Annotated in this window: 21 protein-coding genes; 7 read left to right on the top strand and 14 right to left on the bottom strand. The window is 70.3% G+C overall.

Features of this window, described 5'->3' with window-relative positions:
* Position 1: 1 nt before the first annotated feature.
* From H565_RS0110615 to H565_RS0110595, 5 genes are all read right to left on the bottom strand, one after another.
* On the bottom strand, positions 2-1,327 hold the full coding sequence (locus H565_RS0110615) for an HD domain-containing phosphohydrolase (RefSeq protein WP_084542957.1): 1,326 nt from the start codon (positions 1,325-1,327) through the stop codon (positions 2-4).
* Between the two features lie 159 nt (positions 1,328-1,486).
* Positions 1,487-1,849, bottom strand: a complete 363-nt coding sequence (gene panD / locus H565_RS0110610; protein ID WP_027461011.1) for an aspartate 1-decarboxylase — start codon at positions 1,847-1,849, stop codon at positions 1,487-1,489.
* Between the two features lie 162 nt (positions 1,850-2,011).
* Entirely contained in the window at positions 2,012-3,559 is a 1,548-nt protein-coding gene (locus tag H565_RS0110605) for an Rqc2 family fibronectin-binding protein (RefSeq protein WP_027461010.1), read from the bottom strand.
* 98 nt (positions 3,560-3,657) lie between these two features.
* Entirely contained in the window at positions 3,658-4,497 is an 840-nt protein-coding gene (locus H565_RS15130; protein WP_034409272.1) for a MerR family transcriptional regulator, read from the bottom strand.
* Positions 4,498-4,625: 128 nt separating this feature from the next.
* Positions 4,626-7,169, bottom strand: a complete 2,544-nt coding sequence (locus H565_RS0110595; protein WP_027461009.1) for a BamA/OMP85 family outer membrane protein — start codon at positions 7,167-7,169, stop codon at positions 4,626-4,628.
* Between the two features lie 292 nt (positions 7,170-7,461).
* Between H565_RS0110595 and H565_RS0110590 the strand changes: the two genes are divergently transcribed.
* From H565_RS0110590 to H565_RS0110575, 4 genes are read left to right on the top strand one after another with little or no spacing between them, the layout of a single operon-like run.
* Entirely contained in the window at positions 7,462-8,106 is a 645-nt protein-coding gene (locus tag H565_RS0110590) for a YggS family pyridoxal phosphate enzyme (RefSeq protein WP_027461008.1), read from the top strand.
* A complete protein-coding gene (locus H565_RS15805; protein ID WP_084542956.1) occupies positions 8,103-8,921 on the top strand; it encodes a DivIVA domain-containing protein in 819 nt (272 codons plus the stop codon). The genes H565_RS0110590 and H565_RS15805 overlap by 4 nt, the downstream gene beginning before the upstream one ends.
* A 37-nt stretch (positions 8,922-8,958) precedes the next feature.
* Positions 8,959-10,221: a cytochrome P450 gene (locus tag H565_RS0110580; RefSeq protein ID WP_051363552.1), complete on the top strand. Its 1,263-nt coding sequence runs from the start codon at positions 8,959-8,961 to the stop codon at positions 10,219-10,221.
* On the top strand, positions 10,218-11,075 hold the full coding sequence (locus H565_RS0110575) for an ion transporter (RefSeq protein WP_027461006.1): 858 nt from the start codon (positions 10,218-10,220) through the stop codon (positions 11,073-11,075). Before H565_RS0110580 ends, H565_RS0110575 begins: the two co-directional genes overlap by 4 nt.
* Here the strand turns inward: H565_RS0110575 and H565_RS0110570 are convergent.
* Together H565_RS0110570 and H565_RS0110565 are read right to left on the bottom strand one after the other, a co-directional pair.
* Positions 11,065-11,742 carry a hypothetical protein gene (locus H565_RS0110570; protein WP_027461005.1) on the bottom strand — a complete coding sequence of 226 codons (678 nt, stop codon included), beginning with the start codon at positions 11,740-11,742 and terminating at the stop codon, positions 11,065-11,067. The two genes, H565_RS0110575 and H565_RS0110570, sit on opposite strands and share 11 nt — an antisense overlap.
* Before the next feature lie 52 nt (positions 11,743-11,794).
* Positions 11,795-11,998, bottom strand: a complete 204-nt coding sequence (locus tag H565_RS0110565) for a helix-turn-helix domain-containing protein (RefSeq protein WP_027461004.1) — start codon at positions 11,996-11,998, stop codon at positions 11,795-11,797.
* Positions 11,999-12,235: 237 nt separating this feature from the next.
* Between H565_RS0110565 and H565_RS0110560 the strand changes: the two genes are divergently transcribed.
* On the top strand, positions 12,236-13,006 hold the full coding sequence (locus H565_RS0110560) for a DUF554 domain-containing protein (RefSeq protein WP_027461003.1): 771 nt from the start codon (positions 12,236-12,238) through the stop codon (positions 13,004-13,006).
* A gap of 34 nt (positions 13,007-13,040) precedes the next feature.
* Here the strand turns inward: H565_RS0110560 and H565_RS0110555 are convergent, their stop codons facing one another.
* From H565_RS0110555 to H565_RS0110545, 3 genes are read right to left on the bottom strand one after another with little or no spacing between them, the layout of a single operon-like run.
* The gene (locus H565_RS0110555; protein ID WP_027461002.1) at positions 13,041-14,258 is read right to left on the bottom strand and encodes a DUF1648 domain-containing protein; all 1,218 of its coding nucleotides are present in this window, start codon (positions 14,256-14,258) and stop codon (positions 13,041-13,043) included.
* A complete protein-coding gene (locus H565_RS0110550) occupies positions 14,239-14,547 on the bottom strand; it encodes a metalloregulator ArsR/SmtB family transcription factor (protein WP_027461001.1) in 309 nt (102 codons plus the stop codon). The genes H565_RS0110555 and H565_RS0110550 overlap by 20 nt, the downstream gene beginning before the upstream one ends.
* A gap of 16 nt (positions 14,548-14,563) precedes the next feature.
* Positions 14,564-15,532, bottom strand: a complete 969-nt coding sequence (locus H565_RS0110545) for an alpha/beta hydrolase (RefSeq protein WP_027461000.1) — start codon at positions 15,530-15,532, stop codon at positions 14,564-14,566.
* Positions 15,533-15,760: 228 nt separating this feature from the next.
* Here H565_RS0110545 and H565_RS0110540 point away from each other — a divergent pair, with 228 nt between their 5' ends.
* Positions 15,761-17,038, top strand: a complete 1,278-nt coding sequence (locus tag H565_RS0110540; protein WP_027460999.1) for a DUF4384 domain-containing protein — start codon at positions 15,761-15,763, stop codon at positions 17,036-17,038.
* A 229-nt stretch (positions 17,039-17,267) separates the two neighbouring features.
* On the opposite strand, the gene nspC is transcribed toward H565_RS0110540, so the two are convergent.
* The 4 genes from nspC to rpe form a co-directional block, all read right to left on the bottom strand.
* A complete protein-coding gene (gene nspC, locus H565_RS0110535) occupies positions 17,268-18,488 on the bottom strand; it encodes a carboxynorspermidine decarboxylase (RefSeq protein WP_027460998.1) in 1,221 nt (406 codons plus the stop codon).
* Between the two features lie 60 nt (positions 18,489-18,548).
* Positions 18,549-20,195 carry an alpha-amylase family glycosyl hydrolase gene (locus H565_RS0110530; protein ID WP_027460997.1) on the bottom strand — a complete coding sequence of 549 codons (1,647 nt, stop codon included), beginning with the start codon at positions 20,193-20,195 and terminating at the stop codon, positions 18,549-18,551.
* A 137-nt stretch (positions 20,196-20,332) separates the two neighbouring features.
* Positions 20,333-21,046, bottom strand: a complete 714-nt coding sequence (locus tag H565_RS0110525; protein ID WP_027460996.1) for a 2-phosphosulfolactate phosphatase — start codon at positions 21,044-21,046, stop codon at positions 20,333-20,335.
* Positions 21,043-21,708: a ribulose-phosphate 3-epimerase gene (rpe, locus tag H565_RS0110520; protein WP_027460995.1), complete on the bottom strand. Its 666-nt coding sequence runs from the start codon at positions 21,706-21,708 to the stop codon at positions 21,043-21,045. The genes H565_RS0110525 and rpe overlap by 4 nt, the downstream gene beginning before the upstream one ends.
* A 149-nt stretch (positions 21,709-21,857) precedes the next feature.
* Between rpe and scpA the strand changes: the two genes are divergently transcribed.
* The gene (gene scpA, locus H565_RS15120) at positions 21,858-24,056 is read left to right on the top strand and encodes a methylmalonyl-CoA mutase (protein ID WP_051363551.1); all 2,199 of its coding nucleotides are present in this window, start codon (positions 21,858-21,860) and stop codon (positions 24,054-24,056) included.
* Positions 24,057-24,062 lie beyond the last annotated feature (6 nt).

The raw sequence follows: 24,062 nt of genomic DNA, 5'->3' as shown, positions 1-24,062 counted from the left end.
GTCAGGACACCAAGCGCACGTCGTCTTGCTCTTCGGCTTCCAGCATGCGGATAAAGGCTGCGACGTAGTGGGGGTCGAGCTGCCGCCCGGCCTGGGCGCGGAGTTCTTGCAGGGCTTGGGCGCGGGGCCAGGCGGGTTTGTAGGGCCGCGCACTCGTCAGGGCGTCGTAAACGTCAACCACGGCAAAGAGGCGGGCCGCTTCGGGGATATCGTGGCCGCGCAGCCGCGCCGGGTAGCCGCTGCCGTCCCAGCGCTCGTGGTGGTGCCGGACGAGGTCGAGGGTCTCGGCGGGCAGGAAATGCAGGTCTTGCAACAGGTTGTACCCAATCACGCTGTGCGACTCGATGATGCGGCGCTCCTCGGTGTCGAGGGGTCCGCGCTTGTGCAGCACCCGGTCGGGAATCGCCAGCTTGCCGAGGTCGTGCAGGTAGGCCCCCCGCCGCAGGGCCGCAACCCGTTCCTCATCCCAGCCGAGAGCTTGGGCGAGGCGCACGCTGGCACTTACCACGCGGGCCGTGTGGCCGCCCGTCTCATCATCGCGCCGCTCCAGGGCCGCCCCCAGCGAGCGCAGGGTGAGGTCATTGGCGTCGCGCAGCTCGCAGATGGCTTCCCACTGCCCCAGTTGCGCCCCCATCAGGCAGGCGCAGGATTCCACCAGGCCCCGCTCGTCGGCGCTAAAGGGCACGCCAGGGCGGCTGAGCACGAGCAGGCCCAGATCATGGCCGCCCCCCGTGACGGGCACGCTGAGGTGCTCGCCCCGTGCCTCCGGGGGCAAGAGGGCCAGCACCTCGTCGGCGAGGGCGTGGTCGGCTTGCACGCTGTGGCTGTCGCCCGCCGGAAAGATGGGGCGGTGGACGTACTCGGCAAAGGCACCCCGCGCCCCCAGCACCTGCGGCAACCCACGGACGTACCCCACATACGCCAGGTGCGGGGCAAAGCCCAGTTCCGCAACGAGCGCCACGCCCGCCCGCACGATGTCCTCGGCGCGGTTGGCCTCCACCAAGCGCCCACTGCCCCCCTGCAAGGCCGCCGCGACCTGCCGCAGCCCGGTCACCTCACCCGTTAAGGCGCTGTCCCGCAACCCCAGCGCCCCCAGCCCGCCCACCAGCAGCAGGGCACCCAGCAACCCCGCGAGGCTCAGGCCCGCCCCCCACACGGCGGAGAGCAGAAAGGTCGCCACAAACCCCAAAAGCGGCACCCACCGCCAGCGCCCCCCCAGCGGCCAGGTTAGGGCGCAAAGCGCCACCGTCAAGCCGGCCAGCAGGAGGGTCTGTCCGGTGCTGGCCGCCCACAGCAGCCCGCCTCCCCCCACGGCGAGTCCCCACATTCCAGCCCACCGCTGCCCCTTCACATTCCGGAGTGTAAAGGCTCTCTGAGGATTTGTCTGGACTGGATTTGAGTTGTTAGATTTTCGTCAGAAAGCCGCAGGGGCGCAAAGGAGTCTTATTCCTCCCTCCCCCCGCGCCCCTGCCGCTGCCACCCGCGTTCAGGCGGGCTGCAACTCTACCGGGCGGTTGTGCGCGTCTACAATCACGACGCGGGGCGTGAGGGTGCGGGCTTCTTCCTCGCTGAAGTTGCCGTAGGCCGCGATGATAACGAGGTCGCCGGGCTGCACGAGGTGCGCGGCGGCCCCATTGATGCCAATCACGCCGCTGCCGCGCGGCCCGCTCAGGGCATAGGTGCTCAGGCGGTGGCCGTTGGTGACGTTGTAGATGTCCACCCGCTCGTTGGGCAGGATGTCCGCCGCATCGAGCAGGTCCTGGTCGATGGTCACGCTGCCGACGTAGTCGAGGTCCGCTTGGGTGACGGTCGCGCGGTGAATCTTGGCCCTGAACATGATGCGTTCCACAGCCGGGCATTGTAGGGGGTCCGGGCAGGGGGGGGCGTGAGGGGAGCAGCTATCGGCGGTGAGCCTCCAGTCGCCAGCGGCCAGCCGCCAGCCCGACCAAAGCTTCAGCTCCTCGGCCAAAGCCCCCGGCGTTGCTGGGAGATGACGGCTGGCGGCTGGCCGCTATTCCGGCAGCGTCCCCTCCACAAACACTGTCTTCTGGTCCGTGTAGTGCACCTGTCCGGCAGGAGCGCCCCTGGGCCGCCACACGTGCTTGATGCGGGTGTAGTCCACCGGGACGTTGGAGCTGCCCCGCGCCCTGGAGTGGGCCGCCGCCAGCCGCGCCGCATACAGGATGTCGGGAAGGTCAAGGTCGCGCCCGCCGGAGCGCACGAGGACATGGCTGCCGGGATAGCCCTGAGCATGAAACCAGTGGTCCATGCTGCGGCCCAAGCGGTGTGTGAGGACGGCGTTTTCCTTGTTGTTGCGCCCAACAAGCACCTCGAATCCCCCCGGCGTGGTGTAACGGGCACCGTAGGGACTCTTTTCCGGGCGCTCCTGCTGCAAGGTGGCAGACAAGGCTTCCAGCTCTTCCAGGGTGGCGGTCTCCAGGTGCGCGAGGCGGGCGCGGGCTTCTGCCAACTCCGAGCGCAGCGTGGGTTCACGCTCTGCCAGCCGCTCGTAGACCTCCTCGCGCCGGCGAGCGCGGGCGTACCGCTTTTCGGCGTTCTGCACGGCGCTGAGCTGAGGTTCGAGGGCCACCGGGACCTCGCCGCTGCCGTCAAAGGCGGGCAGGAGCACCGAGGCGGCCCCTGGCGCGACCGTGTGGGCATAGGCCATCAGCAGGTCGGCCTCGGCGCGGTCCCCGGCGGCGGCTTCCAGGGCCTGCTCGGCGCGGGCCACGTCCGCGAGTTGGTTCTCCAGCAGGGTGACCCGTTTCTCTAGCGGCTCGCGCAGCGCCTTGCGGAGCTGGGCGGCCTTTTCGGCACGGGCGGCCTCGCGGGCACCGCCCTCCATCACGCCTTCTGCGACGCTGGGGTCGGCGACCAACGAACGCACGGCGTCCAGCACCTGCGGCCAGCGCTCGCCGGGGGCTTCGGCGGGCGACAGCCCCGCTCGGCGCACGAGTTCGGCCCCCAGCAGCGGCCCCAGCCCGTCGAGCCGCTCGCGCCAGCGACCCAGGGGCAGGGCAGCCAGCGAGCGGGCCTCCTCTGGAGTCAGGGTGCGGGGGTCGAGCTTGTCGTAGGGAGGAGGCGGGGTGTACTCGCCCCCAGAACGCACCGTGCGGAAGCGGTTGCGACTCCCGGTGATTTCGCGGGCGGCCAGCAGGATGCGGCCCGCAAAGCCCTCGCCCGGCTCCAGCACCAGCAGGTTGGCGTTGCGCCCCGTCACCTCAAAAAGGAGCCGGGTGGGGGGCTGGGGCACGAAGCCTTCCTCTCCGGCAAAGTGCAGCGCGAACACCCGGTCCAGCTTGAGCTGCTCGGCCCGCGTGAGGTCGCCGCGCACCCGCGCCGCGAGGAAGCGCTGAAAGCCGTTGTGCGGGTCCCCGCGCAGCCGCTCGCGCGTCAGGAACACCACGGGCTGCGGCGGGCGGTAACTCAAGACGAGGTTGCCCACCCCGTCGAGCAGCAGCGCCGCCGTCGTCTCGTCGGGAAAGACCCAACCCAGCGTGCGGGCGGGCAGGTGCGGGGCAAGGTCCCCCAGCACCTGCGCGAGCATCAGCCCTTCCACGGTTGGGCCTCGGAACGGGGGCACAGGGAGCGGTTCACGGGGGGCATGCTAGCGGCTCTGCCCGCCCGCCGGGCCGGAGGACGCTTCTCCTGCCTGCTTCAGCGCTCGGCCCAGTACGGGTAAGCGATTTCCAGGGCCGCTTGCCGTTCGCCCTCTTCTCCTTCCTGGGGCTGGAGGTACACCTCGCGGGCGGGGCGAGCCAGAGTCTTGCCGTGCTGCTTGAGCCAACCCGCCACCTCGTCGTGCGCAGTGAGGATGGCCTGCACCTGCCCCCGCTGCGCTCCGGTCAGCGTGGCGTAGGCTTCGCGGAAGGCGGGTTCGCGCCGCACCGTCATGCCTTGGCCCGGCGAAACCTGGCCGAGAAAGGGGATGCAGACCTCGACGGGGCCATCCGAGTCGGCGCTGACTTCACCGTAAAAGAGGGTGTAGGGTGCCCCGGCAAACGGGGCGTCCTGGGCCGCTAGGTGGCGCTGCAACTCCTGAAACGTGCGGGCAATGAACGCGGGCAGCTCACCGAGATGCACCCGCCCCCGCTTGCCGATGACCTGGAGGGGCGGCACTTCCCGTTCCTGAATCTCAAACATCTGGGTCTCCTTTTGGCCGAAATAGCCCGTGAGGTACGCGACCAGACTCTCCTTTTCCCGCATGCCGCGCTGCAAGCCTTGCCAATACTGTGCCAGCAGCTCTGCCCGGTCCGCGCCGGGTGCCCGCAGCAGTTCCTGAATCTGCGGCAGGGGCATCTCCAGCCGCCTGAGCAGCCCAATCAGACGGGCCTCTTCGAGCTGACCCGCCACATAAAAGCGGTAGCCACTCGCCGGGTCCACCTGAGCCGGGCGCAGCAGCCCCAGCGCGTCGTAAAGCCGCAGCGCTTTGGGCGACAGCCGAGAAAGCCGCGCGAAGTGACTGATGGTGAGGAGCGGTTCTGGGAGGTCGGTCACCGCGCCAGTCTGGAGGTTGCCCCAAGGGCAGAGTCAAATGGCCTCCTTTTCAGCGGAGGGGGACAGTACACGGAGGGCGGGGACAGGCCCCCCAAAGAAGCCTGTCCCCGCCCTAAAGAGTTCCAGCGTTAGAAGAAGTTTCCCAGCCGGAAGTAGAACTTGCCGCTGCCGTTTTGCGGGCTGTAGCCGTAGTCGAAGCGCAGCGACGGGAGCCGCGCCCCGCCGAGGCCCAGGTTCAGCTGCACGCCTGCCCCGACGCCGTACTTGGCTTCAAAGCCTTCGCCATCGTTCCAGGCGTCGCCGATGTCGGCAAAGAGCACCCCGTACACGCCCTGGGTAAAGGAGTTGGTGAGGTTGAAGTCGTAACGGTACTCGGCGCTGGCGGTGAGGTAGTTGGTGCCGAAGAGCTGGTTGTTGTCCAGGCCGCGAATCTGCCGGGCGGCGACCGGAGTGCTGCCCCCGCCCACCGTGAAGCCCTCGCCGCTGGGGGCGTTGCCCTGGAGGGTGCCGCCGTTGACGCGCACCGCGACGGCCTGCTGCCGGGTCTGGATGCCCAGGCCCTTGTCGAGGGTGCGGCCCAGGCCCAGGTAGGTGCTGGCCCCGGCTTCCACGGTGGTCCAGCCCACCGGGCGCGTGCCCTCGGCCCCGAAAGCGTAGGTGGCCCGCGCATCGGCCCGCACGCCGCTGGAGGGGAACTCAGCGTTGTCCCGCGAGTCGTAGGTGGTGCCCGCCGTAAAGGCCGTGGTGCGGCTGGTCTGCGGCAGGGCGGCCTGCGCTTGCGCGTCGGTGTACCGGGGAGGCGCGGCGGTGGTGTCGCTTTCCTTGACGGGTTCGAGGAAATAGGTGCGGTAGTTGTAGGACGCCCCCAGCGAGACCCGCAGGTTTTGGTTGATGCTGCGGCCCAGCGAGACGCCGAAGCCCGTGTTGCGGGAGGTGTACTCGCGCCCGGTGTCCACGGTGACGTTGCCGCTACGGTCGGCGAGCGGCAGGTTGCCCGATACGTTGCTGTACAGATCGGCGCTCAGGCTGGTGCGGTTCTCGCGGAAGTCAAGGAAGTTGAGGTCCAGCCAGGGAATCGTGTAGGACACGCTGCCGAAGAGGTTTTGCCGAGCGTCGTTTTGCTGCGCTCCCGCCCGCACCGTCAGGTTCTGGCCCAGCCCGAAGAGGTTGGGGTTCTCGTAGGAGACGTCGCCCGCAAAGCCCGTGAGGGTGTCGTATTGCAGGCCCAGCGCCACCGGGATGCCTTGGCCGCTCTCGGCGACCGTGAGGACGTAGGTCACGTTTTCCGGGTTCTGGGGGTCACTGCGGACATCGGTGCCCACAATCTGGACGTACCCCAAGCGGCTGACCCGCGCGAGGCCCGCCCGCAGCTCGTTGAGGTTAAAGAGGCCGCCCGCCGGGGCCAGTTCGCGCAGAATCACCCGGTCCTGGGTGCGCTTCTGGCCCTGCCACTGAAGTTCGTACCCGGCGAGGCGCACCTCGCGGATGTTGAAGGTCAAAACGCCGTCGCGGAAGGTGATGGCGTCGCGGGTGCTGATTTCGTACCCGGCGCGGCGGTAAACGTCCCGCAGCGCGAGGAAGTCCTGCTGGGCCAGCTGGGGCGAGTACACGTCCCCGACCTTGGTCCTGATGGCGGCGGCCAGGGTCGCGGTGGGCACCTGGGTGTTGCCGGTAAAGGCAATCGAGCGCACCGGACCGCTCGCCACGTCCGCGACGCCGAAGTACACGGCAACCTGCGCGGGGTTTTGGGGGTCGGCTTGCAGGGCAAAACCCACCGGGCGCCCGGTCGCGTTCGAGAGCGTGCGCACGTCGGCCCGCAGCCGCTCCAGCGAGAGGGGCTGGCCAACCTGGGTTTGCAGGGTGACCCCCGCCGGGCGCTCTATCCCGTCAAAGTTGACCGCGACGGCTCGGCCCTCGATGACCCGCACCCGCAGCACCCCGTTTTCCAGGGTGGTGGCCTGCACGTCGACGCCGCTTTGGACATACCCGGCTTCCTCGTAGGCGCGGCTGAGGGCCTCGACCGCCCCGTAGTAGCCCTGCGGAGTAAAGCGCTTGGCGTCATACAGCGGCTTAAAAATCTGGGTGACCCGTGCGGCGGGCAGCAGGGTCACGCCCTCAACCTCGACCCGGCTCAGAGGGGCGGTCTCGTCGACCACGAAGGTGACGTCGACCGTGCCGTCCGCGTTCACCTTGGTCTGGGCGCTGATGCTGGGGGTAAAGGGAAAGCCCTCCGAGCGGTAGTTCTGCGCGAGGGCCTCCCGCGCCTGCTCGATGCGGGCGTTGTTCAGGGTCGCGCCAGGAGCCACGTTGAGCAGCTCGGCGATGCTCTGCTTAAAGCCCTCGGCGGGCAGGAAGGTCAGCCCGGTCGCCTCGACCTTGCCGATGGTGGCGTTGGGCGTCACGGTGATAACCAGGGTGTCGCGGCCACCGACGGTCCGCAGTTCGGCCACGGCGGTGCGGAAGTACCCGGTCCCCAGCACGTCCTGCTCGACCTGACGCAGGTTCACGCTGGAGAGGGGCGCGCCCGGCTGAACGCTGAGGGTGGCCTTGACGTAGTTGGCAAGCAGCTCGGTCGTGCCGTTCACGACCACGTCTTGCACGGCGGCGGCCTGCTGCGCAGCGGCGGGCGCGGCGAGGACAAGGGTCAGGGCAAGCGTGTGGGGGTGTCGCATGTGTCTCCTAGTGTGGCACAGCCTCACGGCCCCGTTTCCCCTTCAGCGTGGCGGGTACTCCCCGCAGGCCGAAACGAGAAGGCGCGTGGGCAGGCGGCTGCCCCACCCTTTCCGCTGGCGAGCTGAGAAGGATGAAGGGTTCTTGACGCGGCCTGCACCTCGCGGCCCGGCCCCGCTGGTCGGGCGGGGGCTTGAGCTGAGCGGCAGAAGGGGCCACAATGCCCGGCGTGACCCAATCCACCCAGGGGCAGGCCGGAAAAAGCCGCTTGCGGCCCGGCGGCGGAGAAGAGCCATGACCGTTCCAGCGGTGCTGGCCGCCATTCGCGCTGCCGAGGCTGCGGCGGGGCGGGCACCGGGCAGCGTGCGGCTGGTCGCGGTCACCAAGGGACAGCCGCTGGAGGCCATCGAACGCGCCGTGCTGCCGTACGCGGCCCTGCAACCCGGCGGGCTGCCGCTGGGCGAAGGCCGCGCTCAGGAGCTGCGCGACAAGGCGGCGCAGCGGCCCGACCTGGAGTGGCACTTTATCGGGCCACTGCAACTCAACAAAGTCAAGTACCTGCGCCCGGTCACGCTGGTGCATTCCCTGGAGGCCACTCGGCAGGCCGAAACCCTCGCCGACGCCGCCGCCGGGTGGGGCCGGGCACCCGCCGTGCTGCTGCAAGTCCACAACGGAGAAGCGCAAAAGCACGGCATTCCCCCCCACGACCTGCGCCGAGTCTACGGGGAGGTGGTCGCCACGGGCCTCACGGTGCGCGGCTTGATGGTGATGGCCCCGGAGGGCGACCCCGACGCCGCCCGGCGGGTTTTTCTGGAGACGGCGCAGCGGGCGCAAGACCTGGGTCTGCCCGAACTCAGCATGGGCATGAGCGGCGATTACGAGCTGGCCATTCACGCGGGCGCGACCCTGGTGCGCGTCGGAAGGAGCCTTTTTCTATGACGACCTCCCCCCTTACCGAACAGACTGTGACCCCCGCCGAAACGCCCCTCCTCAGCGGCCCCCTGCCGCAAGGCCACGAGGCCCTCACCCCCCTGGACATCACCCACCAGACCTTTGGCCGCCGCGCCCTAGGCTATGACCGGGGAGCGGTGCGGGCCTTTTTGGAGCGGGTCGCGGGCCGCGTCGAGGCGCTGCTGCACGAGCGGCAGGCCCTGCGTGAGCGCCTGAGCACCCTGGAGCGCGAGTTGGAAGAGCGCCGCCAGTCCGAAGATGAGATTCGCCGGGCGGTCGTGGCTGCCGAGCGTATCGGCCACGACCTGCGTGAGAACGCCGCGCGGCAGTGCGAGCTGATGCTCTCGCAGGCGCAGGCCGAGTGCGAGGCCCGGCAGCAGGCGGCGGAAGCCCGCCTCGCCGAGTTGGAAGCCGCGCACGCGGCCCGCATGCACGAGCTAGAGCTGAGCTACCGCGACCGCCTGGCCGAGCTGGAGCAGCGGCACCATGACCTCACCTTGGAGCGCGACCGCGCCCACGCCGAGCGCACCACCTATCTGGACCGCGCCTACAGCGAGCGCCATGCCGAACTCAGCGCCCGATTGAGCGCCGTCCGGAACGAGTACGCCCAGTTTGTGAGCCAGTACCGCGCCTTGATGCAGTCCTTTTCGGAGCTGAGCGCCCGGCACCTCCCGGCCCCCGACGACGCCCTCCCGACCACCGCCCCCGTGACCATCCTGCACGAGACCGCTCCCCTGGGGAGCGAGGACGTTCGGCGCGGCGAGGGGGGGCGTCTGCCGCTGGTCGAGCAGACCTTCGCGTGAGGGCGCGGGTGGGGGAGCTAGGGCGTAGCCTGAACGCATGCCCCTGCCCCCCGCCGAAGCCCTGCCCGAAGTCACGCTGCCGCTGACCGACCCCGACTTCGTCCGCGACCCCTACCCCTGGCTCGCGGAGGTGCGGGCGGCGACCCCGGCCTTCTCTGACCCGGCGCTGGGGCGGGTCTTTCTCACTCGGTATGCGGACATCGCGGCCCTGCTGCGCGACCGCCGCTTCGGGCGCTCGGTGCTGCACCGCTTCTCGCGGGACGAGCTGGGCTGGCCGCCGCCCGACCCCCGGCAGGCCGCGTTTGACGCCTTTAACAGCAACCACCTCCTCGACGCCGAGCCGCCCAAACACACCCGCTTGCGCTCGCTGGTGGGCCTGGCCTTTACGCCGCGGCGGGTGGAGGCGCTGGGGGGGCGCATCGAGGCGCTGCTGTCCCGTCAACTCGCGGCCCTGGGCGGTGCAGGCGGCTTCGACCTCGTGTCGGGCTATGCCGAGCCGCTGCCCGTCACCGTCATCGCCGAACTGCTGGGGGTGCCGGAGGCTGAGCGGCACCAACTCCGGCCCTGGTCGGCGGCCATCGTGCGGCTGTACGAGCCGACCTACACGCCCGCCGAGCAGGACGCGGCGGAACGGGCGGTGCGCGACTTCGGGGCCTTGCTGCGGGACCTGGCGCGGGCGCGGCGGCGTGCGCCGAGGGACGACCTCATCACCGCGCTCGTGCAGGCCGAGCAAGCAGGCGACCGCCTCACTGAGCAAGAACTCATCGACACCTGCATCCTGCTGCTGAATGCCGGGCACGAGGCCAGCGTGAATGGTCTCTCAGCGGGGGTGCTCGCCTTGCTGCGGCAGCGGGAGCACTGGGAGACCTTGGTGGCCGCCGCTGGGCAGGAGGGCAGCCTTCCCCTCTTCCGGACGGCGGTGGAGGAACTGCTGCGCTACGACACACCCCTCCCCCTCTTCGAGCGGTACGTGCTGGAGGCAACGGAGGTCTGCGGCGCGGCGCTGCGCCCCGGCGAGAAGGTGGGGCTGCTGTACGCGAGCGGCAACCGCGACCCGCAGCGCTTTGAGCGGCCTGGCGAGCTGGACCTCCGGCGCGACCCCAACCCACACCTCACCTTTGGGCTGGGGCGACACTACTGCCTGGGGGCACCGCTGGCGCGGCTGGAACTCGCCCTGAGCTTGCGGGCGCTGGCGCGGGCCTATCCGGGCTTGCGGCTGGCGCACCCGGACGCCGAGCCGGAGTATGTGGGCGGCTTTGTCATCCGGGGGCTGGCCCGGCTGGAGGTGGTCGCGGGATGACCCGGCGGCCCGGCGACCACCGCGCTGCGTGGCGGGTCACCCTCGGCAACGTCGTGTTCAACAACGACACTCCGGCGGGGCGGGCCTTTGACCTCGTGCTTATCGTGCTTATCCTCGCCAGCATCGGGGTGGTCATGCTCGACAGCGTGCGGCCCTTTCGGGCGGCGTACGGCCCCGCCCTCAAACAGGCTGAGTGGCTGCTGACCCTGCTGTTTTCGCTGGAATACGGGTTGCGGCTGTTCACGGCGCGGCACCCCTGGAACTACGCCCGCTCCTTTTTCGGGGTGGTGGACCTGCTCTCCATCTTGCCGGGGTACCTCGCGCTGCTGTTGCCGGGGGCCGAGACGCTGCTCATCGTGCGGGTGCTGCGGCTGCTGCGCATCTTCCGGATTCTCAAGCTCGCCCGCTACCTCTCGGAGGCCAGCGTACTCAGCGCCGCGCTGCGGGCGAGCGCGGCCAAAATCACGGTCTTCTTGGCGACAGTCCTCACGCTGGTGACCATCATCGGGGCGCTGATGTACCTGGTCGAGGGACCGGCCAACGGCTACACCAGCATCCCGACCAGCATCTATTGGGCCATCGTCACCCTGACCACCGTGGGCTACGGCGACATCGCGCCCAAAACGCCGCTGGGCAAGGGACTGGCCTCCCTCGCCATGATTCTGGGCTACGGCATCCTGGCGGTGCCGACGGGCATCGTGACGGTCAACCTCGCCCGCGCCCAAGGCCTCCAGGACCAAGCCGGACCCCCGCGCCGCCCCGCCCCCCGCAGGTGCCCCCGCTGCGGCCTGGAGGGGCACGACCCCGACGCCCGCTTTTGCAAACGGTGTGGGGAAGGGTTGCCTAGCGCGTGAGGAAACGCCACCACCCTGGAGCCAGCTCCCCTGCCTGCGCCTCAGCCTCAGCTTCTGCCGACTGGCCGCACGCGAGGAGGGCGAGCACGCGGGCAGGGCTGCGGGGGGCCGAGCGGGCGAGGGCTTTCTCGGCGGTGCGCCCCGCTTTTGGCCCGGCCCCCAGCGCCCGCTGCGCGTGGGCGAGCACTGCGAGGAGATGCGCGTCCGCCTCCTGTCCGGTCAGCTCGGCGACCTTCAGCCCCTCCGCCAGGGTCCGCAGGCTGAGGCGGGGATCAGTGGGGAGGAGCAGCTCGCCCAGCAGGGTCGCGGCGGCGACGAGCGCTCCGGCGTCCCCCTCCTGCCGCGCCAGCAGGCGGGCCTGCACGGCGAGGGCTTCTGCCCCCGATTCTCCCGCCAGCGCCCCCGCCCGCGCCCGCAGCAGGGCGGGCCGGGCCGCGTCGGACAGGGAGGCAAGTTCGCGCCGAGCCTCCGCAACCGCCCCCAGGCGCAGATGAGCCGCCGCACGGATGAGCGGGTCACGGCTCCAGGCGAGCGCGAGCCGGGGCCGTCCGCGCTGAAGGGCGAGGGCGGCGGCGGCCTCAGCGGGCCACCCTGGAGCGGCAGCAAAGGCGCGCTGGGCCTGGTCTTCCCCCTGGTCGAGGGCGGCAGCGAGGCGGGCGGCGTCCATACCGGGTCAGGATACGGCCCGCCTGCGGGGGAGGAAGGAGAGAAGAAGGCCCTCAGGCACTCAGGGCCATATCCAGGCCCAGAAAGCGCCACAGCGAGCGCCGGGGCACCCGCAGGCCTTCGGGGTGCTCGATGGCGGCGAGGCGACCATCCCGAATCCAGCGGCGCACGGTGCGTTCGTGGGTGCCGGTATAGTCGGCGACTTCGCGGACCTTCAGGAGCTTGGGCATCGTCTGGAACTGTTCGGCGAGCGTCAAGGCAAACCCCCCCTCAAGCACAGGGGGCCGCCCGCAGGCAGCCCCCAGACGTTGATGTTGCGACAGAGCGCCACGCACGGCACCGGGCGCTCCGCCACCGGGAAGGTGGGAGGCGGGCACAGGCGGGACGCGCAAGCTGTTCAAGGTGCCCTGAGGGTACCACGCCCCCTGTCAGTGGGGGGTCAAGTGTGAAGGGGAGCCTCAGCCCCGGCCCTCCCCGCGCTAGCCTGCACGTCCATGAGCCTGCTCACGCAACTCTCCGGCACCCTCATCAATGTCGGCGCGGTCCTCGCCGGGACCCTGGTCGGCCTGCTGCTGGGGGGCCGCTTGCCAGAGCGCACCCAGCGCACGCTGCTGCAAACGCTCTCGCTGGTGACCCTTTTTATCGCGCTGGGGATGGCGGGCGAACTGAACCGGGTGTCGGGCGGGCCGATTCCGGGGGTGCTGCTGGCCCTGCTGGGGCTGGCGGGGGGCGCGGTCATCGGCGAGGCGCTGGGCATCGAAGAGGGACTGACCCGGCTGGGCGAGACGCTGCGGCAGCGCTTCCGGGGCGGGGGCCGCTTCACGGAGGGTTTCGTCGCCGCCAGCCTGCTCTTTTGCATTGGGCCGATGACGGTCGTGGGCGGGCTGCAAAACGGGCTGACCGGGGACAACGCGACCTACGTCCTCAAAAGCACGCTCGACGGCATCGCGGCCCTCGCGCTCGCGGGGGCATACGGCATCGGGGTGGGCTTCAGCGCCCTGACCGTGCTCGCCGTGCAGGGGGGCATCAGCCTCGCGGCGGGGGCCTTTGCCGCCGGGCTGCTGGGGGGCGCAGACCCGGCAGTCCTGAAGACCAACCCGTACGTCCTCCTCGTGACCGGGATGGGCGGACTGATCATCGTGGGCATCTCCTGGAACCTGATGCTGGCGGGGCTGGGCTGGGAAGACCGCCGGGTGCGGGTCGGCAGCCTGTTGCCCGCGCTGGTGCTGGGGCCGCTGCTGCTGTGGGGGGCGGAGCGGTTGTAGGGCATGTGGCTTGTCGCCCGTGGCGGGTGGAGGTTCAAGACTCCGGCGTCCGGCCTCGCCAGCCCGTGTTCCTCGGCACCCCGAAGACGAACATCGGCGCGAGGAAGAGCAGGCTGCCGAAGACGAGGAGGAGCGTGCCCACCGCCTCCGCCCCGCGCGGTGGCAGCAGCAGCAGGAGGGGGGCCAGGGCCAGGGCGAGCGCCGCGCAGGTCCGCGCCGCCCGCACCCGCCGCCGTCCATCCGGGCCGGGGAGGGCGAAGGCGAGGGCCAGCACCACCAGCATCAGGACATGGGCCGCCCCCAGGGTGACGTGCATGGCCCCGGTCACCCCCAGGGGCAGCGGGGCGACGAAGGCTCCTCCCAGCGCCGCCATCACCAGGGTGACGTGCCGCTGGGCCGGGGTCGCGCTGCCGAAGCGCGAGGACGCCCACAGCAGCGCCGTGAGGCCCAGCCCCAGCAGCGGTAGGGTCAGCAGTTCCGTCTTCGGGCCGAAGCGGTCGGCCTCGCCCGCCGCGTTGAAGTGCAGGGGGACCTGTTCGGGGAGGGAAGGCAGCGCGAGCAGCACCCCCACCAGCGACAGCAGCGGCATCCCCACTGCGACCCCCAGCAGCACCCGTTCTGGGCCGGAGAGGGCCGGGAGGTGCCGCCGCGCCCCCGCCACTGCCGGACGCCGCTCCGGGTCAGCGAGGTACTCGCGGTAGGACAGGCGGTGCAGGCTGACGAGGACAGGCAGCAGCAGGAGCAGCATGCCCACGGGCAGGACCCAGGGCACCAGCAGCGGCGCGGGCGTCAGGGCCGCGAACGCCGCGTAGACCAGCCCCAGGGTGACGACTGCCCGCGCCGCCTCCCGCTGGGTGGCGTACCAGGAGCGCTCGGAGAGCAACGCCCAGCGGGTGCGGAAGCCGAACCACAGCCCTGGCCGGGCGCGGGCGGTCGCATTTCCGGTCACCACCAGGCCCAGACCGACCGCCACCGTCAGCGCCCGCTGAAGGTCCCACCCGAAGGCAAGCGCGGCGGCGGCGACGGCCCCTTGCAGTACGAGCGCCTGGGCAGTGGCGTCCGCGACCGGGCGGTGCTCGCGCTCCAGCCTGCCGAGGAAGGCCACCAGCCCGCCCAGCACGAGGGAAGATACGCTCAGCGGCAGCAGCATGAGCCGCTCGCCCCCCGGCAGCCGCGTCCAGGCCAGCGTGAGCAAGACGAGCGCAGTCAGCGTTCCTGACGCCAGCAGGGGGTCAACCCGGCTTCTGCTCACCTTCCACCTCCTTTCCCGCCGGGCCGAAGAGGTCCAGCAGGTCGGCGAGCACCTCCTGAAAGACCGTCGTGTTCAGGCGGTAGACCACCTGCGTGCCGCGCTTTTCCGTCCAGACCAGGTCGGCGGCCCTGAGCACCGCGAAGTGCCCACTGAGGGTGCTCTTGGCGACCGGAAAGAGCCGGGCCAGCTCGCCCGCCGTGCGCTCGCCGCCGCGCAGCTCGCGCAAGATGGCGCGGCGGGTGGGGTCGGCCAGGGCGCGGAAGACCTCGTTGGGTCGGCTGAGGGGCACGGGCCGCTTCCCTCCCCTAGCGCAGCGCCCCGCGCAAGAACTCCACCACCGCCGTGACCACGCCGCGCTCCAGCGGCAGTTCGGCGTCGCCGTAACGGGCGAGGTTTCCGGCGGGGTCGAGGGGAGCGGGCACGAGCACGTGATTGACTCCACGGGCGAGGTGCAGCCGGGCGGCGGGCTGCGCGGCGGCGAGGAGCCGGGCGTCTTCGGGGCGCACCTGGAGGTCACGGTCCCCCTGCACGACCAGGGTGGGCAGATTCTGCGCGGCTATCAGGCGCTGCGGGTCGTACTTCAAACTGCTCGCGAGGTAGGGCTGCACGCTGGGCCGGAAGAGGGGGGCGAGCACGGGCGAGACCTCAGCCACCCGTTCGCCGCGAGCCAGGGCGTCCAGAATCCGGTTCGATTCCTCGACGAGCGCGGGCGGGTTGGCCGGATTCTGCCCCAACTGGCGGCGGATGGTCGTGCCGATGTCCTCGCCGGGGGCCGCGAGCAGGACCACCGCCCGCGCCGGGGTCTGCCCCTGCACGGCAGCGAGCGCGAGCAGCCCGCCCTCGCTGTGCCCTATGACCGCCACCGGGCCGAGGCCAGGCTGCGCGGCGAGCCAGGTCAGCCAGGCCCGCGCGTCGTTCACGAAGTCGTCAAAGGTGAGGGCCTCCTCACGCGGGTCGGCGGGGGTGCTCGCGCCGATGCCGCGCTTGTCGGGCCGCAGGGTGGCGATGCCCCGCGCAGCCAGGTTCGCGGCCAGCTTGCGGTAGGTCCCCCCCGGCCCCGACAGCGGATTGTCTCCGTTGCGGTCGGTAGGGCCGCTTCCGGCCAGGATGAGCGCGACGGGAGGCCGGGCGTGCTGGGGGCCGTCCGGCGTCTGAAGGGTGGCGGCCAGCCGCGCTCCGGGCACCTCCAGCGTCACCTCGCGGCTGGCGGCGAGGGCGGGCGCAGCAAAAACAAAAAGGGCGGCGGTCAGGGCCAGCCGTCGGGTGAGTCGCATGGAAACCTCCGGGGGAGCTAAGCTTCTTCGGTCATTCGCCAACGACCGAACAAAGGATAGCACGTCAGGCTCTGGTCAGCCCCAGCTCATGGGGGGGCCAGGATGGCCGGGGACGCTTGACTCCCCCTTGAGGGAACCGGACTAGACCCAGGGCTATCAGTGCTTCGTCAGCTTCGGCCCCTACGCTGCCCCGCATCTGAATCCCGCACCACCCTGGAGGTTTTTCCCATGCGTCATTCCATCACTGCGGCCCTGACCCTCTCCGCCCTGCTGGGCACGGCCAGCGCCCAGCCCCGCCTCAGCGCCCAAAGCATCATCGTGAACCCCGCGCAGCCCACGCTCGACGTGCAGGTGTGGGTGAACAAGGACGCCAGCGGCACCCGCAACCCGGTCTACCGGGTGGGCGAGCGCATTTCCATCGGGGTCAAGACGAACCGTGACGCCTACGTCTACCTGTTCAACGTGAACGCCAGCGGGCAGATTGACCTCTTCTTCCCGAACACCTACGAAGAGAACAACCTCGTCCGGGCGAATGCCCCCCGCACCCTGCCGGGGCGGAATGCGAACTACACGCTGACGGTGGGCGGCCCGGCGGGGCAAGACCGCTTGCTCGCGCTGGCGAGCACCCAGCCCCTGAACCTCAACGACGTGGCCCGCTTCGTGGAGGGCGAGAACTTCGCGCGGGTGCAGGTGCGTGGGCAGGACAACCTCGCGCGGGCACTGAGCATCGTGGTGCGGCCCCTGCCCGCCCAGAGCTGGGTGACCGACGTGGTGACCTTCCGGGTGGGCACGGCGGCACAGGGCAACGGCGGCAGCGCGACGGGCACCGTGACCGAGACGCCGAACGCAGCGATTCCCGTGTCGACCGCTCCGGCTCCGGTTCAGCCCGTTCCCGTGCAACCGGCCCCCGTCCAGCCCGCGCCCACCCAGCCCGTGACCCAGATTCAGCCCGGCGAGAAGCCGGACGGCTCCTTCGACACGGCGATGGTAGAAGCGTATGCCCGCCTCAAGGGGCCGGAGTCGCTGGGGCAGGCGACGAGCTACGCCGTGCCCTGGGGCGACGGCCTGTGGCAGAAGTTCCGGGGGGTGGCGGCCTACGGCGACGCCGTGATGCTGCACGCGAACGGCTCCAGCCGCGCCTACGCGGTGCACGGGCGAGTGCTGGAGCGCTACCTCGCCCTCGCGCAGGTGGAAAACGGCGGCATCCGCCCGCCCAGCCGCCTGGGATGGGCCGCCGCCGACGAGAAGGTCGTTCCCCGCAACCCCTACGGCACGACCGGGCTGTACGCCCTCTTCCAGAACGGGGCGCTGTACTCGACCGAGAAGTACGGCACCTTCTGGCTGCAAGGGGCCATCCTGAAGACCTATCAGGGACTGGGCGGCTCCGGCTCGTTCCTGGGCTTTCCCACCCGTGACCAGTACCTGCTGAATGGGGCCTGGGCCGCCGACTTCGAGGGCGGCAGCCTGCGCACCGTGAACGGTGTGGTCAAGGTGTACCGCAAGTAAGCCTCCTCCCCGCGCCGGGGGTGACTGGCCTTTTCCCGCCCCACTCCCGGCTGTGTCTCCCGCGCCCCCGGCGTGCTCGCCGGAGGACGGGTCCGAATAGGCCGCGTGGTGGGTCGGCGGCGACGTTCCGCCCTCCCCCGCGCCCCCCTCCCGAAGCCGCATTTGATGTGAATCCAGCAACAGGCGAGCGCCCCCGGCCCGAAGTGGTGGGGGCGCTCGCCTACGGACCTCAACTCAGCTTGGCCTTGAACTCCTCGTACCCAAAGGTCTTGACCCGCTCGTAGCGCCCGTCCGCGTGCAGGATGCCGATGTCGGGGTGCTTGACGCCGTTGAAAAAGGTCGTTTTGACCATCGTGTAGTGAATCATGTCGTCGAAGACCACCCGGTCGCCAACGCGCAGCTCGCGGTCAAAGACGTACTCGCCCACCACGTCCCCGGCGAGGCAGGTCGTGCCGCCGATGAGGTAGGGGTGGCCGCCGCCCGTCTCGGTGGCCTCGCGGTGCTCGTCTGACGGGGGGTCGCCCGCGCCCAGGATGCGGGGGCGGTAGGGCATCTCTAGGACGTCGGGCATGTGGGCCGACACCGAGATGTCCAGCAGGGCGATGTCCTTGACGTTGTGCACCACGTCGAGCACGCTGCTCACCAGCCAGCCCGTCTGCCAGCCGAAAGCCGAGCCGGGTTCGAGGATGACGTGCACGCCCCATTTCTCGCGAAAGGCCCGCACCACCCGAATGAGGCGTTCCAGGTCGTACCCCTCGCGGGTCATCAGGTGGCCGCCGCCGAAGTTGACCCACTTCATGCGGGGCAGGAACTCGCCGAAGTTGCGCTCCAGCACCTCCAGCGTGCGCTCCAGCGTGTCGGAGTCCTTTTCGCACAGCGTATGGAAGTGCAGGCCGTCAATGCCCTCCAGCAGGTCCTCCCGGAACTCGCGGCGGGTCACCCCCAGGCGCGAGAACGGCCCGGCGGGGTTGTAGAGGTCCGTCTCGACCTCGGCGTATTCGGGGTTGACCCGGAGGCCGACGTGAAGTTGCCTTCCCGCCGCCCGCGCCGCCTCAACCTGCGGGCGAAAGCGCTCCCACTGGGAAAAGGAGTTAAAGACGAGGTGGTCGGCCAGCTCCAGAATCTGCGGGAAGTCCTCCTCACTGTAGGCGGGGGCATACACGTGGACCTCGCCCCCCAGCTCCTCACGGGCGAGCCGCGCCTCGTTCAGGCTGCTCGCGGTGGCCCCGGTGATGCCGTACTCGCGCAGGAGGGGGAAGGTGCTCCACATGGCAAAGCCTTTGAAAGCGACGATGATTTGCGCCCCGCTCTCGCGCTGCACGTGCGAGATGAGGGCAAGGTTGCGCCGCAGCCGCGTCTCGTCGAGGACAAAGGCGGGGCTGGGAATGCTCGCCCAGTCGATGGAGTCCACCGGGGTCACGGCGGGGAGGTGAAGGTCGGTCACGGTCATGGGGGACAGGGTAGCGCGGGGAACCGTTCTGGCCCGCACCCCCCCAGCCCGCGCCGGGCCTCAGCGTGCCCGGTAGATGGCGAAGGTCTTGGCCGGGAGGCTGAGGGTGAGCAGGCCGCCGCTGCTCGTGGCGGTGGCGGGGGCACCCTGTCCGGCGAGGTCGTCGAAGGTGCGGCTGGCGAGATAGGTGCGGTCCGCCGAGCTGATGGCCGTATTCGCCCCGATATTCACGGTGACGCTGGCGCTGGCGGGGGAGTTGTTGAACGCCACGACCAGGCGGCTGCTCACCGTGCTGTCGCTGTAGCCCCGGTAGAAGGCAAAGACGTTCGTGCCGCCGTTGGGCCGCCACAGCTCGGCGTAAGAGCCTTTCCACAGGCCGGGGTTATTCCGGCGCACACCCGCGAGCTTTTGCACCAGGTTGTAGGTCAGGCCCGGATTGGGCAGGAAGCCGCTGTAGGTGCCGCTGCGCCCGCTGCTCGTCCAGGCCCAGGACGGCATGTCGCGGCGGTTGTCGGGGTCCGCGCCCCCATACATTCCCAGCTCGTTGCCGTAGTAGAGCTGCGGAATCCCCGGCAGGGTGAAGAGGGCCGCGAGGCCCAGGTGATAGCGGCGGCGAATCTCGTCTTCCGGCACCCCGTAGCCCGGCTCGTTGAGAAAGCGCGGCACGTCGTGGTTGTCGAGCAGGTTGACGGTCAGGAGCGCTCGGCTCAGACCCAGGGTGCCGACAGAATCCTGCACGCTCCCCGCGACCGCATCGAGGCTCCCGCCCTTGGCAAAGGCGCTCACCAGGGCGTTGCGCAGCGGAAAGTTAAAGGTGCTGTCGAAGCCCGCGTCGAGGTAGGGCTTGAGCTGCGAGGCCCCGCCCGTGAGGAACGCTTCGGCGAGCAGGAACGTGTTTGGGCGGCTGGCGAGCACGCCGGGCACCCAGCTGCCCTGCCAGTAGTTCAGGGGGACGTGCTTGGCGGTGTCCATGCGGATGGCGTCGATGGCGTAGGCGCTCGTCCAGTTCTTGCTCAGGGTGGTGAGGTAGGCCGCGACCGTGCTGTCCTCCTGCCGGAAGTCGGGCAGGCCCGCCAGGGGGCAGTTCACGTCGTCCCCCGAGCAGTCCGGGTGGAACCAGCCGGGATTGGAGCGGGTGACCGCCGCCCCGTACCCGGCGTGGTTGACGACCATGTCCATCATGTAGCGCATCCCATTCGCGTGCAGGTCGGCAATCAGGCCGCTCAGGTCGCTCGCGGTCCCCAGCTTGGGTTCGACCGCGAGGTCGCTCGGATTGCGGAAGTCGGGCCAGTACCCGTGGTAGCCGCACGACGCGCCGGACGTGCGCGGATTCACCTCCGGCACCTGGGCGTAAACCGGGGTGGTCCACAGGGTGCCGACCCCCAAGTCCTTGAGGTAACCCAGCTTGGACCGCAGGCCCGCGAGGTCGCCCCCGTGGAACTTCGTCGGCCAGGCGGGGTCGAAGCAGTAGGGCTGCCCCGCGTTGTCGTTGGCCACAGAGCCGTTGTGGAAGCGGTCGGGCAGGGCGAGGTAAATCACCTGCTGCCGCCAGCTGTCGGCAGCACTGCTGCTCAGCGCCTGCGGGGCGAGGGCGGCGAAGGCAGGCGCGTCGACCTGCGGAGTGAGTCCCTGGGAGGTGGGGAGCTGACCACAGGCAGCGAGCAGGAGAAGGGTCAGAGCGGCGAGGGGGGCAGCGGGGCGGGACATGGGTGACTCCTTCGGGGGCAGGTTCAGGGAGAGTAGAGACGCTGACGAGGCCGCCAGACGGATGGCCCCGGCGACAGATGTAGCAAACGCGCTGTGATGGGGCTGTGGCGTACCCCGACCCGCGTCAGCCCCTCCCCTCAGCCCGCCACGAACCGCAGCGCGTCCTCTGCCCCGCCCGCCGGGTCGAGGAGGGGCACCACGGTGCTCACGCTGACGCCCGCGGCAAAGCGCACGTCTTCTTCCAGCCCGATGCGGGCCAGGAACGCGCCATGAGCGCTGCCCGCGAGCACCTCGGCGGGGTTGCCGAAGCTGCGGCGCACGGTCAGAGCGATGCGTGCTCCGTCGTCAGTGGCAAAGTCGCCCATCGCGAGGAGGTATTCGGCGAGCACCCCGGCGGCGTACACGTCCTCCATCCCGGCGCGGCCCCCGGTGCCGGCGCACACGATGGCGATTTCCTCGGTTGCCAGGGCGCGGGCGCGGCGAGCGGCGGCGTGGGCGTTCGTGAGCGCCGCGAGGAGGACATGCTTGCCGGTCGCGGCGGCGAGGTGCGCGGCGGCGGTGCCGTTGGTGGTGTTCATCACGACCGTCTGCCCGGCAAAAGTTCCGGCGGCGACCTCCACCGGGCTGTTGCCGAGGTCAAAGCCCGCGGGGGGCAGGCCGCCGCGCTCACCCGCGAGCAACACCCCTGCCCCCTGGCGGGCGAGCGCCGCTTCCAGGGTGGCCGTGAGGAGGAGCGCTTCCGCCCCGCGCTCCAGGAAAGCCACGGCGGTCGTGGTCGCCCGCAGCACGTCCACGACGAGCACCACATCGGAATACGCGCCGTGGGGGAGCAGGTCGACCCGCAGCCTCATGCGAGGGCCTCCCGCAACCGGGCGAGGCCCGCCGCTGCCCCGTCTGGCCCGAAGACGCTGCTCCCCGCGACGAGGCAGCTCGCCCCCGCCTCCGCGAGCAAGCGGGCGTTGGCGGGGGTGACGCCACCGTCCACCTGAAGCTCGGCGGGGCTGCCCAGCTCGTCCAGCCAGCGGCGCAGGGTGCGGACCCGCTCCACGCTCTCCGGAATGAACTTCTGTCCGCCGAAGCCAGGATTCACACTCATCACGAGCACGAGGTCCACGTCCCCCAGCACCGGGCGCACGGCTTCGAGGGGAGTGCCGGGGTTGAGGGTCACGCCCGCCCGCTTACCCAGTTCGCGAATCATCCCCACGGCGCGGTGAAGGTGCGCGGTGGCCTCCACATGCACGGTGAGGCCGTCCGCCCCGGCCCCCGCAAAGTCGCGCAGGTAGCGTTCGGGGGCCTTAACCATCAGGTGAACGTCCATGGGGAGGGGGGAAGCCCGCCGCGCCGCCGCCAGAATCGGCACCCCGAAGGAGATGTTGGGCACGAAGTGGCCATCCATCACGTCCACATGCGCCCAGTCGGCGTCCGCGATGGCCTGCAACTCCTCGCCCAGGCGGGTGAAGTCGCAAGACAGGAGGCTGGGGGCGAGCTTGACGGCGCGGGGAAAAGCGGTCACCCGGCCATGTTAACCCTTCTCATGGTGGGGCCGCTTCCCTCGGCGGCGGGGGTGGGAAGCGCCCGCTTGCCCGGCCCTCTGGCCCCCAGCGGTGGCATCATGCGGGAAACGATGACCCCTTCTTTCCCCCTTCTGGAGGCTTCCCGCCCATGACCGTCCCGCCTGAACCACCGACTGACACGCCCCCTCAGACGCCGACCGACCTCTCCGCCTGGAAAGCCCTCGCCCAAAAGGACCTGCGCGGCGCGGACCCGGCGACGCTCAACCGCGTCACGCCCGAAGGCCTGACCCTGCGGCCCCTCTATACCGCCGCCGACGTGCAGGGCCTCCCCACCGACACCCTGCCCGGCCTGCCGCCCTTTATCCGTGGTCCCCGCGCCACCATGTACGCGGCCCGCCCCTGGACCATCCGCCAGTACGCGGGCTTTTCGACTGCCGAGGAATCGAACGCCTTTTACCGCCGCAACCTCGCCGCCGGGCAAAAAGGCCTCAGCGTGGCCTTTGACCTCGCCACCCACCGGGGCTACGACTCGGACCACCCCCGCGTGGTGGGCGACGTGGGCAAGGCGGGCGTGGCGATTGACAGTGTCGAGGACATGAAGATTCTCTTTGACGGCATCCCGCTGGCGGAGATGTCGGTGTCCATGACGATGAACGGGGCCGTACTGCCCGTGCTCGCCGCCTTCATCGTCGCGGGCGAGGAACAGGGGGTGCCCCGCGCCCAGCTCTCCGGCACCATCCAGAACGACATCCTCAAAGAGTTCATGGTGCGCAACACCTACATCTACCCGCCAGAGCCGTCCATGCGGATTGTGGCGGATATCATCGCGTATACGGCGCGGGAGATGCCGCGCTTTAACTCCATCTCGATTTCGGGCTACCACCTGCAAGAGGCGGGGGCCAATGCCGCCCTGGAACTCGCCTACACGCTCGCGGACGGGCTGGAGTACGTGCGGGCGGCCCTCGCCAGGGGCCTCAGCGTGGACGAGTTCGCGCCCCGGCTCTCCTTTTTCTTCGCGGTCGGCATGAACTTCTACACCGAAGTCGCCAAGCTGCGGGCCGCCCGGCTGCTGTGGTCGGAGATTATGGGGCAGTTCGGGCCGCAAAATCCCATGAGCCGCGCCCTGCGAACCCACTGTCAGACGTCGGGCTGGTCCTTGACCGAGCAAGACCCTTACAACAACGTGGTGCGCACGGCGATTGAGGCAATGGCGGCGGTCTTTGGGGGCACCCAGAGCCTGCACACGAACGCCTTTGACGAGGCCATCGGCCTCCCCACCGACTTCTCGGCCCGCATCGCGCGGAACACGCAGCTCATCCTCCAGGAGGAGACGGGCATCCCGCACGTCGTCGACCCCTGGGGCGGCTCGTACCTGATGGAGAGATTGACCCACGACCTCGCCCAGAAGGCCCGCGAGCTGATGCGCGAGGTCGAGGAACTCGGCGGCATGGCCAAGGCCATCGAGTCGGGGGTGCCCAAGCTGCGCATCGAGGAGTCGGCGACCCGCAAGCAGGCCCGCATCGACCGGGGCGAAGACGTGATTGTCGGCGTGAACAAGTACCGCCCGGCGGCAGAGACGCCCGTCGAGGTGCTCGACATCGACAATGCGGCGGTGCGGACCGCCCAGCTCGCGCGGCTGGAGCGTCTGAGGGCCGAGCGCGACGGAGAAGCGGTGCGCTCGGCCCTCGCCGCGCTGGAGGACGCCGCCCGCACGGGCGAGGGCAACCTGCTCGCCCTCAGCGTGGAGGCGATGCGGGCGCGGGCGACCGTGGGCGAGGTCAGTGACGCGCTGGAGCGGGTCTGGGGCCGCCACCAGGCCGAGGTGCGCACCTTGTCGGGCGTCTACGCCCAGGGCTACGAGGGCGACGAGGGCTTCGCGTCCTTGCGGGCCGACATCGAGGCCTTTGCCGAGGCCGAAGGCCGCCGCCCCCGCATCCTGGTCGTCAAGATGGGCCAAGACGGCCACGACCGGGGGGCGAAAGTCATCGCCACGGGCTTTGCCGACCTCGGCTTCGACGTAGACGTCGGCCCCCTCTTTCAGACGCCGGAGGAAGCCGCGCGGCAGGCGGTCGAGAACGACGTGCACGTCATCGGCGTGAGCAGCCAGGCCGCCGGACACAAGACCCTGATTCCGCAGCTCATCGCGGCGCTGCGCGAGCAGGGGGCCGGGGACATCCTCGTCGTGGCGGGCGGGGTGATTCCGCAGCAGGATTACGCGGCGCTGCGGGCGGCAGGGGTGGCGGCCATCTTCGGGCCGGGCACGCCCATCCTGACTTCGGCGCGGGAGGTGCTGGGGCTGCTGCGGGGGCGGGCGGGTCAGGCCGGTGCACAAGCTGCGCGGAGCTAACCCCTC

Origin of the sequence: Deinococcus murrayi DSM 11303, assembly GCF_000482805.1 — a bacterium.
GTDB classification, from domain to species: domain Bacteria; phylum Deinococcota; class Deinococci; order Deinococcales; family Deinococcaceae; genus Deinococcus; species Deinococcus murrayi.
Note: the sequence above shows the minus strand (reverse complement) of the source record. Positions and strands in the feature narration are given on the sequence as shown.